Annotated in this window: 16 protein-coding genes and 1 pseudogene; 15 read left to right on the forward strand and 2 right to left on the reverse strand. The window is 45.4% G+C overall.

What is annotated here, in order from left to right; translation table 11 throughout:
- Positions 1-55 precede the first annotated feature (55 nt).
- From B5G27_RS09015 to B5G27_RS09090, 15 genes and pseudogenes are all read left to right on the forward strand, one after another.
- Entirely contained in the window at positions 56-589 is a 534-nt protein-coding gene (locus B5G27_RS09015; RefSeq protein ID WP_087178580.1) for a hypothetical protein, read from the forward strand.
- On the forward strand, positions 586-2,991 hold the full coding sequence (locus tag B5G27_RS09020; RefSeq protein WP_087178581.1) for a carbohydrate-binding domain-containing protein: 2,406 nt from the start codon (positions 586-588) through the stop codon (positions 2,989-2,991). The genes B5G27_RS09015 and B5G27_RS09020 overlap by 4 nt, the downstream gene beginning before the upstream one ends.
- Positions 2,992-3,005: 14 nt before the next feature.
- Positions 3,006-3,509, forward strand: a complete 504-nt coding sequence (locus B5G27_RS09025) for a tRNA (uracil-5-)-methyltransferase (protein ID WP_087178582.1) — start codon at positions 3,006-3,008, stop codon at positions 3,507-3,509.
- Between the two features lie 45 nt (positions 3,510-3,554).
- Positions 3,555-4,064 carry a hypothetical protein gene (locus B5G27_RS09030; RefSeq protein WP_087178583.1) on the forward strand — a complete coding sequence of 170 codons (510 nt, stop codon included), beginning with the start codon at positions 3,555-3,557 and terminating at the stop codon, positions 4,062-4,064.
- Positions 4,057-4,611 (forward strand): cation transporter, encoded by a 555-nt coding sequence (locus tag B5G27_RS09035; RefSeq protein ID WP_143449676.1) that lies wholly within the window; start codon positions 4,057-4,059, stop codon positions 4,609-4,611. Before B5G27_RS09030 ends, B5G27_RS09035 begins: the two co-directional genes overlap by 8 nt.
- 16 nt (positions 4,612-4,627) lie before the next feature.
- The gene (locus B5G27_RS09040; protein WP_143449678.1) at positions 4,628-5,368 is read left to right on the forward strand and encodes a hypothetical protein; all 741 of its coding nucleotides are present in this window, start codon (positions 4,628-4,630) and stop codon (positions 5,366-5,368) included.
- Positions 5,369-5,457: 89 nt separating this feature from the next.
- Positions 5,458-5,859, forward strand: a complete 402-nt coding sequence (locus B5G27_RS09045) for a helix-turn-helix domain-containing protein (protein ID WP_087178586.1) — start codon at positions 5,458-5,460, stop codon at positions 5,857-5,859.
- Positions 5,860-5,892: 33 nt separating this feature from the next.
- Positions 5,893-6,765, forward strand: coding sequence for a tyrosine-type recombinase/integrase (locus tag B5G27_RS09050; RefSeq protein ID WP_242958281.1), 873 nt, complete (start codon positions 5,893-5,895; stop codon positions 6,763-6,765).
- Between the two features lie 659 nt (positions 6,766-7,424).
- Positions 7,425-7,622 carry a DUF6462 family protein gene (locus tag B5G27_RS09055; RefSeq protein WP_087178727.1) on the forward strand — a complete coding sequence of 66 codons (198 nt, stop codon included), beginning with the start codon at positions 7,425-7,427 and terminating at the stop codon, positions 7,620-7,622.
- Between the two features lie 90 nt (positions 7,623-7,712).
- Entirely contained in the window at positions 7,713-7,892 is a 180-nt protein-coding gene (locus tag B5G27_RS09060) for a hypothetical protein (RefSeq protein ID WP_242958282.1), read from the forward strand.
- 37 nt (positions 7,893-7,929) lie between these two features.
- Entirely contained in the window at positions 7,930-9,171 is a 1,242-nt protein-coding gene (locus tag B5G27_RS09065) for a site-specific integrase (protein ID WP_087178589.1), read from the forward strand.
- A 168-nt stretch (positions 9,172-9,339) separates the two neighbouring features.
- Positions 9,340-9,840: pseudogene (locus tag B5G27_RS09070) on the forward strand (lysine--tRNA ligase); the annotation flags it as partial.
- Positions 9,841-10,124: 284 nt separating this feature from the next.
- Positions 10,125-10,358, forward strand: a complete 234-nt coding sequence (locus tag B5G27_RS09080) for a DUF3791 domain-containing protein (RefSeq protein ID WP_087178592.1) — start codon at positions 10,125-10,127, stop codon at positions 10,356-10,358.
- Positions 10,342-10,755, forward strand: coding sequence for a DUF3990 domain-containing protein (locus B5G27_RS09085; RefSeq protein ID WP_242958284.1), 414 nt, complete (start codon positions 10,342-10,344; stop codon positions 10,753-10,755). The genes B5G27_RS09080 and B5G27_RS09085 overlap by 17 nt, the downstream gene beginning before the upstream one ends.
- 67 nt (positions 10,756-10,822) lie before the next feature.
- Entirely contained in the window at positions 10,823-11,065 is a 243-nt protein-coding gene (locus tag B5G27_RS09090; protein ID WP_087178593.1) for a hypothetical protein, read from the forward strand.
- Positions 11,066-11,318: 253 nt separating this feature from the next.
- Here B5G27_RS09090 and B5G27_RS09100 read toward each other — a convergent pair whose 3' ends face one another.
- Positions 11,319-12,026 carry a response regulator gene (locus tag B5G27_RS09100; RefSeq protein ID WP_087178595.1) on the reverse strand — a complete coding sequence of 236 codons (708 nt, stop codon included), beginning with the start codon at positions 12,024-12,026 and terminating at the stop codon, positions 11,319-11,321.
- The gene (locus B5G27_RS09105) at positions 12,019-13,095 is read right to left on the reverse strand and encodes a sensor histidine kinase (RefSeq protein ID WP_087178596.1); all 1,077 of its coding nucleotides are present in this window, start codon (positions 13,093-13,095) and stop codon (positions 12,019-12,021) included. Before B5G27_RS09105 ends, B5G27_RS09100 begins: the two co-directional genes overlap by 8 nt.
- Between the last annotated feature and the right edge of the window lie 20 nt (positions 13,096-13,115).

The following is a 13,115-nucleotide window of genomic DNA, read 5'->3' on the forward strand; positions in this document are numbered from 1 at the left end:
AGCGGCTGACGGGGATATGGTGTGCTTTTTGTATGCAAGAACAGGGGGTGTCTGGATGAAAAATATCAATCCTCCGGTACATCAGATCTATCTGGTGGGGCCGGAAAAAGAGGGGAAGGGCATTGCCCGGAGGATCTACCCGTACTGTGAAGCATGTGACTGGATTCCCGCTTTTTTCCTGGAGGAGCGGTTTACGAATGAGATTGAGAAGAAACTCTGCTGGGAGTGGACACTACGGACAGGCGTTATCGCATTTGGGGATGATTCGGAATGGATCTATGAACGGCTGCATGGGAATGAAGATGACCCTTACGGCTGGGACAGGCCCTATAAGGTGCTACGGCTGATAAAGACGGGAAAGGAAAAACCGGCTTCCTTTTTCAGCTATCAGGCGCAGGTCTGGACTTATCCGAAAACCGAGCAGGATTTCAAAAACATAGCGTCATGGCTGGGAATTGTCTCGTATTTAAAGGAGGGAACATTCCGGGCTATCTATCCTGGCGCAGTAAGTATCCGGGAGCTATTCCGGGAGATTGACCTTGACGCAATCATAAGGAAATACAAGAAACAGGAGGTTACACATTCATGAAGAAAAAAAGACGATACAGGCAGGCAGCGGCGTTTCTTCTGGCGGCGGTTCTGATCCTGTCCACCGGAACCGGTTCGTCTGTGTTTGCAGAGGCAGAAGAGACGGAACCGGTTACAGGGCAGGAACAAGTGACAGAGCCGGTTACGGAGCCGGAGATTCCCACAGTGAACGAAATGCTTACCGAGGGTGAGACCTCCGGGGAAAGTGAAACGGAAACTGAGCCTGTGACGGAACCGGAGACAGACGCAGAGACAGAACCTGCCACAGAACCGGAAACTGAGTTTGTCACGGAAACAGAGTTGGAAACCCAGAATATGCCCCCGGCCCAGGTGCAGTCCGCTCCACCGGCGCAGAACCAGATTCTGGAAGATTCTGCAAAGACAGACAAAGCAGTACAGAGCGTTCAGGAGCTGATTGATGCCCTGCCAACTGCCGAGGAACTGAAAGCTATGAGCCTGGAAGAACAGCAGGCGGTTTATGAACAGGTACAAGCGGCCTATGACGCATACAACGCTCTGTCCGACGAACAGAAATCACAGATCACCGGGGCAGAAGTCTTCGATGAGCTTTTTGCAGTGTTTAATAGTATGACAAATACACTAGTTACTGTAGGCGGTTTCAATGTGGAAGGTGACAGCTCCGGCTATTCCTACTCGAGTGGCATCTTGACCATCAACAATGGCGCAAATCTTACAATTTCTACCAATGGTCAGACTGCCGATCGTATAGTAGTGGCTTCTGGCGCAACGGCTACGATTACTCTAAATAATGTGAGTATTGCGACTACAAACAATAACACTCCTATTGATGTGCCAAACAACTCAACTCTCACACTGAACCTTGTGAATGGTTCACAAAACACCATATCTGCCACATCTTCTTCAGTAACCGATTGTGGCAGTCCAGGAATTCATGTGCCCAGCGGCGCGCAACTTACGATCCAAGGGGAAGGTTCCCTGTCCGTTATCGGAGCATCTGTTTCTAGTGGATCTTGGGCTGGAGTTGGTATTGGTGGACGTGCAGTTGGAGGAGTACAGACCGGAGAGGCTTGTGGCACAGTGATTATTCTTGGTGGAAATGTTACTGTATCTGGTGGTTCTGGTGGTAATAAAACGCCTGTTGGAATTGGCGGAGGAGGTAGTTGGTATGGTGGTGCTGGAGGCACAGTGATTATTCTTAATGGAAATGTTGCTGTTACCGGCGGTATCGGGAGAGGCCCTGGAGCTTCTGGTAGCCAATCTGGTGCAAACGGTCAGGGCATCCGGCCCAGCTCCAGTGGCAGTAATACATACGATGTCTATGGCAACTTGATCTTGCCTGATGGCGTGACACTCCCCGGCAATATCACGATCTATATTCCAGAGGGGGCAAGCCTTTCTTTGCCGGAGGGCGCTTCCTGGCCGGATAATATTACGATAACCGGGGCCGGTGAAATCTCACCGAAACGAACAGCGACTATTACAATAGACCAACAAGCAGTAAATACTTATTTAAATAAGACCTATGACGGCAGTCCCGTAACATTTGGTAGTAGCGGCTACACGTACACAGGAGATGCAACAACGCCGGAAATCACGATAACGTGGCATAGCGATAGCAATGGTACGATTGGTACACAACTTGATTCTGCCCCCACGAACGCCGGCACCTATTGGGTAAGGGTGTCTGCGGCGGCAACCGGGTTTTACGAGGCTGCATCAGAAGAAAAGCAATTTACCATAGAAAAACTTGAACCAATAGAACCAACTCACCTAACTGTTGATGTGAATAGTATGACATATCTTTGCAATGTATCAGGTGGTGGACAAAGCTATATCTGTACAACTACAGACGCGGAACCGGAGCTAAATGATCCTGGGTGGCAGGAAGTCACAACGTCTGGGAGGCTTACCTTTAACAATCTAAAATCCAATACCACATATTATGTCTGGTATAGATTTAGTCAGGCAGATGCCAACCATGATGCTTCGATAATAAGATGTTCTACAACTTATAAAACAAAGCCGGCAGAATATACTGTTACCATTCCTTCGATGGCACTGACTGCAGGGGACAGTAACAGCACAGCCGATATTGCTATCGATAGGAGTAAAACATTTAATATCGGTTATGGTGGAGTGATTTCCGTATTCGCTCCGACAAGTGTAACACTCACAGGAAATACCGGAACAACCCTCACTTCTGCTTTGCTTGTGAAGAAAAATTCAGAAACTGAATATACCGCACACGGTGGAGGAACGATTATCAGTTTTGACCAAAGTAACTATACATCTAACCGTGCAACGATCCGCTTTGATCAGCCTCTGCTCGCTGGCGGAGGGATGATCCCTGCCGGTTCCTATACAGGTACGATGACCTTTACGATTTCTTACAGTGAATCAGAATCAACAAGTGGGCAGTGAAAGGGGAGAACAGCATGAATAAGACATCAAAGACAGTTCTCCTGATTCTGCTGGCGGTGATCCTTGTGGGAGGCGGCGTGTTTGTCGGGATCAACTGGAACAACTGGTTTGGCAAAGATGATACGCCGGTCACTGCGGATCTTGATGAAAATGCAGAGGACTATACCGGCGACCGGGATGTTTACCAGGGAGAGAAGAATACCGATACCATTGATATTCCCGGATTCGAGGCGATCAATCTGAAGGCAGGAACCGCCGAGCAGAGTGTGAACCTGTATAACCCGGAACAGAATACCTGCTATTTCCAGATGTCACTGCTTCTTTCAGACGGCACGGAACTTTGGAAGAGCGGCCTGGTGGAACCGGGGAAGGCAATCTACAATATCACCCTGAACCAGACGCTGGAGGCAGGAGAATATGAAAATGCGGTACTCAAATATGAGTGCTTCGCCATGAATGATGAACAGACGCCGTTAAACGGCTCTGAAATAAAACTGACATTAAATGTATTAGAATAGGGAAGACAAGGATGTACCCTGAAAAATTTCAAGGAGGAAGAAACAATGAAGAAAAAAATGTTCGCAGCAATGATGGTGGCAGTGATGACGGCGGGAATGGTGATGCCGGTGAGTGCAGATACAGGAACATCATCAGAGGATATAACTGTAGGATACGAGGAAGAGTCCACTTATATGTTGTCGGTTCCGAGAGACGTTACATTATCTGAAGATGCTGTAACAACTGGTACGGTTGGCCTTAGCACCATTAACGTATCTACCACAGAAAAAGTACAGATTACAGTAACGAGTGGTATTTCATCAGAAGGAGCAGTAACACTTACCGATACGAATGATTCGGAGAATACCTGTACTTCTATTGTCAGACTGGCGCAGGGAGGCACTCCGCTGACTTCTGATGCTGTAATCGCAGAATTTACAATGGATTCTGATCCTTTGACTGCTAATCTGTATTTTGATCCTTTGGGAAACGTTCCTGCCGGAACTTACAGCGGACAGATTGTATATCAGGCGTCTATTGTAAGCACAGATGTTTCCGGAGTAACAGGTGAATAATAGAAGGAAGTGCCGGGAACAGTCCGGCGGAAGGGAGAGACAGACCATGAAAGTAAGGACGAAAAAAGCAGGCGTTGTTTTCCTCTCGGCGGCCCTTATCATGGCAGCCGGGATTCCGGTCTATGCTAGTGAGGGAGCCGATACCGGAACGCAGGAATCTTCCATGAACTTAACCATGAGCAAGGAGTCAGATTATATGATGACGATCCCAAAGACGACAACGAGTATTCAATTTGGAACAGTGGATACCGTGATCGGGGATCTGTCCGTGACCGGAGACATTGGCACGAAACAGCAGGTGGCTGTGACGGTGGAGAAAACGGATTTTACAGATGTAAAGGATGAGAAGAACGCTTTTCCTTTTGCCCTGCAGAGCGGTGGAGCAGATTTTGAAAAGGCAGTATGGAACTGGGAACAGGTTCGGGCGGATACACCGACAGCTTATTCCCTGACAGTACATATTCCCAGTGAGACCTGGGGAGAAGTTGTGGCAGGAGATTATACGGCAGTACTGACTTTCCATGCGGAGCTTCAGGATATCGAGTAAACAGGTGGTGACAGGATTGAAAAAGAGACGAAAAATAACAGGACTTGCGGTGATGCTCCTCCTGCTGATTTCCATCTTCCCTATGACCGCTTTTGCGGCAGAGAACACCGGCCAGTCCAGCAGTCAGCTTACACTGACGGTATCCGTTTCCGGATATCCGGCAGATATAGAGAACGGTCAGGCAGAGACAACGCTGCCGGACGGAACCACAGTAGCGGTGCAGGGAGAGGATCTGCCGGACGGGCTTCTCTTCGTAGTGGAACCCTTGGAGGGAGATACTCTTGCGTGGATCGAATCCTGTATGGAAGGCAAAGGAACCGATATCCGGGCTTACGATATTTATTTCCTGGATAACAGTGGCAATCGGTATGAGGTCACAAAGCCGATTACGGTGTCTTTCAGCCTGGATGGAGAATATCAGCGCCCGGTGGTGTATTACATCAGTGAAAGCGGAGAGACGCAGAAGATGGAAACCTCTGTAGCCGGAGATCAGATCTCCTTTACCACAGACCACAACAGTTATTATGCTCTGGCGGAACAGGTGGGAACAGAGGAGACAGGCAGCTCCGGGAATCCTTCGGGCAGCACAGGCGGAACAGGAGGGCAGACCGGAAGCGGTACGTCCGGCAATGTATCCGGAAAGGGCAGCCCAAAGACGGGAGATGAGACAGAGATAGGATTTTGGGCAGGCATGATGGCTGTCTCTATGATCTTTTTATCTACCATGGCAGTTATGTTAAGGAAGAGGAAAGCATAGGGATAAGGAAAATTTTTTACAGCCGTAACATCTTTAAAATAAGAAGCAGCCTTAGAGCATTTGAGCGTCCAGGCTGCTTCTTGTTGTAAATGACAGTTACTATTCAGAAGAAAGGACTTGCGATAATGTACGATGATTTCCAGATTATATCCAACAATATAAAATATTTGCGAGAGAAGAAAGGATATACCCAGGAGCAGTTGGCAGAGGCGGCAGATTTATCTGTATCTCATTTAAGCAAAGTGGAAGCCGGTCAGCGAAGGATCGGGATGAAAGCGTATATCACGGTATTGAAAGCCCTGGGAGCAGAGGAAAAGGATTTTATTTCTCTGGTAGCTGTAAAAGAAAATGAAAATAATTTTAAAAAGTTTCAAAGGATAATGAAAGGTTGTAGTGAGGCAGAGCAAAAATTTTTAATAGAAACAATGGAATCCATAAAGGAGAATTTGTCTCTACTCATGGATAATAACCTTTCTTCGGAAGTGATTTAGGCTTCAGTGGTGTTTTCTCGGAACTTGCTTAAAATGGCGATGAAATATTCGCCATTTATTATTGGAACAACAAAGGAAAGAGGAATAACAATGGAAAAGAGAATCGACGAATATGAAGCATATTTAAAGGAACAGGAATTAGCAGAGGGCACGGTCAGTACCTATATCAGATACGCAAGGCAGATCGAACAAAGAATGGAATTGTCGGGAGCATCGAAGAAAACAGTCCTTGAGTATAAACAGAACCTTAAAGAAAAGAAAGCGGCTCCGACCACTCTTAATCTTGCCATAATTGCTGTTAATAAGTATTTGAAATTCTGCGGACTCAAAGAATGTACGGTAAAAACAGAAAAAATACAGAAACGAAAGAGCTTGGAAAATGTGATCAGCATAGACGAATACAGAAAAATGCTGCAATATGCAAAGAATAGCAAGCGAAAAAAATATTATTACATTATGAGAACGCTGGCACAGACCGGAATCCGAATCAGCGAATTGCAGTATTTCACTGTCGAAGTGCTGGAAAAGAAGAAAATTCAAGTGAGCAATAAAGGAAAGATCCGTGAAATATATCTTCCGGATGGATTGATACAAGAGCTGTACGAATACTGCAAAGATAACGGTATAAGCAGCGGAGTAATATTTAAAGGAAATACATCAAAACCTATAGGCAGATCATCTGTTTATAAGATGCTTGCCCGGATCGGAACCGAGGCAGGCATATCTAAAGACAAAGTTTACCCACATAGTTTTCGTCATCTATTTGCTGTAACGTACATGAACTGTTATGGCAATCTCACAGAGCTGGCCGACATTCTAGGCCATTCCAATTTAGAAACCACCCGAATTTACACACTAACAACAGCAGAAGAAAAGCGAAAGCGCATGGACAATTTAGGACTGTAAAAGCACATTGACAAGGGCAACAAAATACGATATTTTGATGCATTTATCAATGTGCTTTTGCCATATGTGAGTGACTTTATCTGGATTTTTTTGCTGGGGAAACGGGAGGAGAGTTGTGGCTTTAAAAATCTTTACGTCAAATTATTACAAATTCTAATATTGTATAAGAAGATTTGACAAATTATGATATAAAAAATTTGTCACAATTCATCTAAAAATCTGAAAGGGCAAGACGGGAAACTGGCTTGCCCTTATAGTCTCTGTTTAAAATTCCCTTTTTTATTAAAATAGTATTCAATCCGGAATAATGGATTATCGCACCTTGATAAGTAAATAGGATTATATTGATCCTGCAGGACGTATGAAGCCGTGGAGCGGGTAACGGGATGCGCCATGACTGCCTGTATCTCTGACTTTGCGCCATCGTGTCGCAAAGTTGGTTAAAATTGCCATAGAAACAGGTACGAGCGAAACACATCCGGTTACAGCGGGGGATGGAATCCCTGTGCGATGATCTGGCTTCTGATAATGATACTTTCGGGGATGGCTGCTCCGGTCTGAAAAGATGGTGAGATTCCAATGTGGTTGTGTTCCGCAGCCGCCTGCAGGAGATTAGAAAAGAACTTATAATGAAATGTTTTGACAGGGAGAATGATTTTATGCAAAGAACATCCAAAAAGATAGAAAGGAAAAGATTAGTACGGTATAAAGAAGGCGCAGAGCTGTATAGCATGGGGATGAATAAGTTTCAGACACTGGCAAAGGACGCCGGTGCTGTTTTAAAAATAGATAGAATGGTATTGGTAGATTTAGATACATTTGACCAATATCTGGAAACATTTCGTGTGAAAGAATAAAGAAAAGAGTTTTCGCATTATAAGAAATTAGTATTGACTTTTCGTTAAACAAAAAGTATAATGAACATGTAATGGATGGAGGTGTATGATGTGGCGAAAACAGGAAGGCCGAAGTCAGACAATCCGAAAAACAATTTGTTTGGACTGAAGCTGACAGATGAAGAAGCCACAAAACTTAGAGAGTATGCGTCCAAACATGGCATGAGTATAACGGAAATGTTACAGAGAGGAATTGAATTGCAGTATGAAATGGACAAGACCTCAAAGTAGCTAGTGCGAAAATTCTTTCCTTGAGAAAGGAGAGAAAATGGCACGATCAAGGAAAGACAGTAAAGGGAGGGTTTTAAGAAAAGGCGAAACGCAGCGCAAATGCGACGGGAAATACGTGTACACCTATACTGATCCGGAAGGACGGAGGCGGAGTATTTATTCCAAAGATATTAAGATACTTCGAGAGCGTGAAGAACAGTTGGTTAAAGATCAGTTGGACGGACTGGATACATATGTTGCTGGGAGTGCGACAATAAATTTTGTCTTTGACAGGTACATTTCTACCAAAACGGAGCTTAGAGATACAACTAAGACAAACTATAAATATATGTATAATCGTTTTGTCAGAGATGGTTTTGGGAGAAAAAAGATTGCCGGAGTGAAATTTTCAGATGTTCTGCAGTTTTATCAACATTTAATAAAAGATAAAGCAATGCAGATTAACACGTTGGAAACGATTCATACGGTACTTCATCCAACCTTTCAATTAGCTTTAAGAGACAATATTATCCGAACAAATCCGAGTGATGGCGTTATGGCACAGATAAAGAAACTGCCAGGTAAAAATCATGGAGTGCGACACGCTTTAACATTGGAGCAACAGAGGGCTTTTGTCAAATACATAGAGGACAATCCGAAGTTTGACCGTTGGGTACCGATTTTCAAGTTTTTGCTTGGAACAGGATGCCGGATTGGCGAGGCTATCGGAATCAGATGGGAAGATGTAGACTTTGAAAAGAGACTGATCAATATTAACCACAGCTTAGTGTATTATAGCAGAGAATACAAAGAACATCCCACTTGTACGTTTTCTATATCCTTACCAAAGACAGAAGCAGGAATACGCATTATTCCGATGATGGATGCAGTTTATGAAGCGTTGCAAAAAGAGTTGACTGAACAGCAACAAAACGGATTTAATGAGACAGAAATCGATGGAATGAAAGGCTTTATTTTTATGAACCGTTTTGGAAATGTCCATAATCCGCAGGCCATCAATCGAGCAATTAAGCGTATTTATGAAACCTATAATGCCGAAGAAATGGTAAAGGCTGTAAAAGAACACAGGGAGCCGCTCTTATTACCACATTTTTCATGCCATCATTTAAGGCATACCTTTTGCTCAAGGTTTTGTGAGAATGAAACAAATTTAAAAGTGATTCAGTCTATTATGGGCCATGCGAATATTGAAACCACGCTGGACATTTATGCGGAAGTCACAGAGACAAAGAAACACGAAGCAATCGAAGAATTAGCACATAAGATAGACGTATTTTAGGAAAGAGTCCTATTTAGGACTGATGGAGAGTACGACAAATCATGTGCTGTACGACAAGAGTACGACAAATTCGAGAGTCTTAATCAGTTTTAAAGGTTTATAGGATAACTGATAGCAGACTGTAAAGTGTTTTAATAAAGGGAAATAAATTCTAACGGATGTGTGAGGTTAGAAATCCCGACAATGAAGTCACAGGGAGCGGCAAAGAATGCAGCGAACAATGACGCGCAGGCTTCCGGGACAGTAGCGGAGCAGGCTGAGGGTCCGGCAGCGTCAGCACCGGCCGTAAAGATCGATCTTTCCAAAGTGAAAGTCGAGCCGCTGTTTGAGGAGGATGTTGATTTTGATACCTTCAGCAAGTCGGATTTCCGTGTTGTAAAGGTGGAGGCATGCGAGGCAGTTCCGAAGAGTAAGAAGCTCCTGAAGTTCACTCTGAATGACGGAACAGACCGGAAACGCACGATCTTAAGCGGTATCCACGATTATTACGAGCCGGAAGAACTGGTCGGAAAGACCTGTGTGGCGATCACAAATCTGCCGCCGAGGAAGATGATGGGAATTGATTCCGAGGGTATGCTGATCAGTGCGGTGTACGAGTATGACGGACGCGAAGGACTGAACCTGCTGATGCTGGATGACAGCATTCCGGCGGGGGCGAAGCTGTACTAAAACGATAGCGGAAAAGTGGTTTTGTACCAATCTTGTACCAATTTTGTACCAATTTCCAGAGAAGATTTAAAAATTTATAAAGAAATATGTATGAGACCCCGGGAGAGAGACGTCTTCCGGGATCTTTTGATAAGATGGCTGCAGCTTAATCAAAAGCGGAGTAAAGACATGGCTCAGAACCAGAAAGACGTTATGGAGATTCTTGATTTCGGAGAAGGAGATGGATATACTATAAGTGAAAGCAAAGAGTTGTCTGAGCTATGCAGGGGAGGGGAGATTCGGTAATGAACGACAAAAATGAAATTACGTTTATGCAGACAAGGATGATCCGTCTTGCGGCAGAGGAATGGCATTTATCTATTGATGAAGTTGTGGGAATTTTTAGAAAAATGAATGTATTCGACTATATAGAAAAAAGCTATGGGATTTTTCACTGTGAAGGTGATGAGGCGGTTCTGGAAGAAATCAGAGAGTTTCTGGAGAGGAAAGGGATAGATATATATGCAGGAGTTAGTTGACGGACTTATTCTTTATCACGGAAGTTACTGTGAAGTGAGCAGCCCCCAGCTTAGTAAGTGTGCAAAAAGAAAGGATTTTGGAAAGGGGTTCTATCTTACGAGTTCCAGAGAGCAGGCTGTCAGTTTTCTAAAGACATCTATTATCAAAGCAGAAGTGGAGGGCGTGATTAAACCGGGACAGGAGTACGGCGTCATATCAACGTTTAAAGTTCGTCTGAATCACAGGTTGTCCAGCTATATATTCCAAAGTGCAGATACAGACTGGCTTCATTGTATTGCCGCACACAGGAAGAAAAACGCTTTTACGGAAGTAGAAAAGCAGATGGCACAGTATGACGTGATTGGCGGAAAGATTGCAGATGATGCCACAAATAGGACACTGTTCCGGACAGATTGAAAGACCAGTATTGCTTTAAAACGGAAAAAGCTCTGGAGTGCCTGCATTTTGTGGAAGGTGAGAAAATATGGCTGAAAAAATAAATGAGAAAGACAAGATGGATTTTACGATTGATACGCTGATTGCTATGGTGGTGGAAGAACTGTCAGAGGATCTTGGAAAAGATTCAAAAGAGATATTGGCAGATTTCTGTATCTCAAAGACAGGGAAAGCCCTCTACGATGAATCAACGAAATTGTGGTGGAACGGTCCCTCGTATATTGCAGACATTTATAAAAAGGAACTCGCCGTAAGGGAAAGCGGAAAATAATATGTAAAAGAATATGTAAAAGAATGTCCGGGATGAAATATGCCCGGATTTTTTATGCGAAAAGAGCGGAAAACACCAAGATAAAAACAAAGCTTGTAAAAAGTATAAACAGAAAGTATAAACAGGAGAGGAGAAGCACCTTGGCGTCGGATTGTATCTGGCTGAGAAGATTTTCCGGGCGGATGGGCTCAGAATGCGGGTGGAAAATACAGAAGACGGGGTGTGCGTAACCGTGAGATAAATCCTGTATTTCTCACTCCTCTTCATCCTCCGCCATCCGGTATCCTACTCCGACTTCTGTGAAGATATACCGGGGCTGCGCCGGGTCGTCTTCGATCTTGCGGCGGATATTGGCCATATTGACGCGCAGGATCTTGTTATCGCTGTCCGCGTAGGGACCCCACACATTGGACAGGAGAGTGGCGTATGTGATGACCTTGCCGGAATTCTGGGCGAGGTAAGCGACGATCTTGTATTCAATGGGGGTCAGATGGACGACCTGGCTGCCGATGGTGAGCAGACGTTTGGAGAAATCCAGTGTCATCTCCCCGTGGCGGTAAGGGCGCAGATAGAGAGGACTGTCTGTGCGCAGGCGGTTGCTGTGCCGGAGGGATGCCCGGATGCGGGCCAGGAGCTCAGAAGTCCCGAAAGGTTTTGTGATATAATCGTCTGCGCCCAGGTCAAGGGCGGATACTTTCTCCTGTTCTGCGGTGCGCGCTGAGATTACGATGATAGGAGTGCTCGTCCATGTGCGGACCTCCCGGATGATATCAAATCCGTTCATGTCCGGGAGACCGAGGTCAAGGAGGATGATGTCAGGGCACTGGGAGCGGATGATCTCAAGCCCCTGGGCGCCGGTATCAGCACACAGGACCCGGTATTTCTGGCGCTTAAGCACTTTCCCCATAAAAGTCTGTATATTTTTTTCATCTTCAATGATAAGAACTGAGCATTTAGACATTGTTGTTCTCCTTTTCTTTCGGAAGTGTGAAGGTAAATTCAGCTCCGTCAGCGTGGTTTGACGCTGTGATCGTACCACCGTGCGCGCGGATGATGGTTTTGCAGATGGACAGTCCGATGCCAATCCCTTTGTGTCCGTCCGCGGACGGGGATGCAGAGCGCTGTCCTTCAAAAATATAAGGAAGCTGGCCCTCATCTACTCCGTTTCCATAGTCGCGCACGGTAAAGATAATGCTGTCATCGATATCCCGTATGATGAGGTCGATCGGATCGCTGCTCCCGGAGTGTACAAATGCGTTTTCCAGGAGGTTGATAAGTACCTGTTCGATCAGGGTGGGATCCATGGAGAGCATCAGGAAATCATTGGGCATGCTGACGCGGATGCGGATATCAGGAAGCCGTTTTTTCAGCCGCAGTATTGCCTCTGAGATCACTTCTTCCACGACTTCAGGGGACTTTTTGACTTTGTCTGTTGAGTTGTCGTCAATGCGGGTGACTGTCAGCAGGTTTTCGACCATGTTGAGCAGCCATTGGGAATCATCCCGTATATTCGCGATCAATTCCGTGCGTTCCCCGTCAGAGAGCTCGGGATAATTTTCCAGAAAGGACGAGGATGAGCCGATGATACTGGTCAGGGGAGTCCGGAGGTCGTGGGAGACCGCCCGCAGGAGATTGGCGCGCAGCTTTTCCCGCTCCGCCTCAGCCAGTGCCTTCTCACGGTCCGCCATTGCCTGCCGCTGTTTTTTCAGAGTGCTCGTGGTCGTGCTGGTAAGCAGGGAGATGGCGAGCATCCCGATGAACGTGATGGGGTAGCCGTCCAGAGAAAAATTAAAGTGAAAATACGGGTAGGAGAAAAAATAATTGACAGCTGTTACACAGTACAGTGATGCTGCGATGCCATACCAGTATCCTGTAGTCCCCAGAGCAGTCAGTATGAGCGCGAGAGAATAGATGACAGTGATATTGGCGATATTTTTATTGCCGAACTGAAAAAAGGCAAATGATATCATTGTAGCCGCAAGCATCAGCAGTATAGTTAATAGGATTTCGGATAGGATCTTTTTCTTCATACGCATAAAACCTGCCGGGG

The sequence above is a fragment of the Lachnoclostridium sp. An76 genome (assembly GCF_002161355.1).
GTDB lineage: Bacteria > Bacillota > Clostridia > Lachnospirales > Lachnospiraceae > Mediterraneibacter > Mediterraneibacter caccavium.

Bases quoted from the DNA above. Each gene is read 5' to 3' on its own strand.
- B5G27_RS09025 (WP_087178582.1), top strand. From the start codon at position 3,006: ATGAATAAGACATCAAAGACAGTTCTCCTGATTCTGCTGGCGGTGATC.
- B5G27_RS09065 (WP_087178589.1), top strand. From the start codon at position 7,930: ATGGCACGATCAAGGAAAGACAGTAAAGGGAGGGTTTTAAGAAAAGGC.
- B5G27_RS09080 (WP_087178592.1), top strand. From the start codon at position 10,125: ATGAACGACAAAAATGAAATTACGTTTATGCAGACAAGGATGATCCGT.
- B5G27_RS09045 (WP_087178586.1), top strand. From the start codon at position 5,458: ATGACAGTTACTATTCAGAAGAAAGGACTTGCGATAATGTACGATGAT.
- B5G27_RS09090 (WP_087178593.1), top strand. From the start codon at position 10,823: ATGGCTGAAAAAATAAATGAGAAAGACAAGATGGATTTTACGATTGAT.
- B5G27_RS09055 (WP_087178727.1), top strand. From the start codon at position 7,425: ATGCAAAGAACATCCAAAAAGATAGAAAGGAAAAGATTAGTACGGTAT.
- B5G27_RS09050 (WP_242958281.1), top strand. From the start codon at position 5,893: ATGGCGATGAAATATTCGCCATTTATTATTGGAACAACAAAGGAAAGA.
- B5G27_RS09015 (WP_087178580.1), top strand. From the start codon at position 56: ATGAAAAATATCAATCCTCCGGTACATCAGATCTATCTGGTGGGGCCG.
- B5G27_RS09030 (WP_087178583.1), top strand. From the start codon at position 3,555: ATGAAGAAAAAAATGTTCGCAGCAATGATGGTGGCAGTGATGACGGCG.
- B5G27_RS09100 (WP_087178595.1), bottom strand. From the start codon at position 12,026: ATGTCTAAATGCTCAGTTCTTATCATTGAAGATGAAAAAAATATACAG.
- B5G27_RS09020 (WP_087178581.1), top strand. From the start codon at position 586: ATGAAGAAAAAAAGACGATACAGGCAGGCAGCGGCGTTTCTTCTGGCG.
- B5G27_RS09105 (WP_087178596.1), bottom strand. From the start codon at position 13,095: ATGAAGAAAAAGATCCTATCCGAAATCCTATTAACTATACTGCTGATG.
- B5G27_RS09085 (WP_242958284.1), top strand. From the start codon at position 10,342: ATGCAGGAGTTAGTTGACGGACTTATTCTTTATCACGGAAGTTACTGT.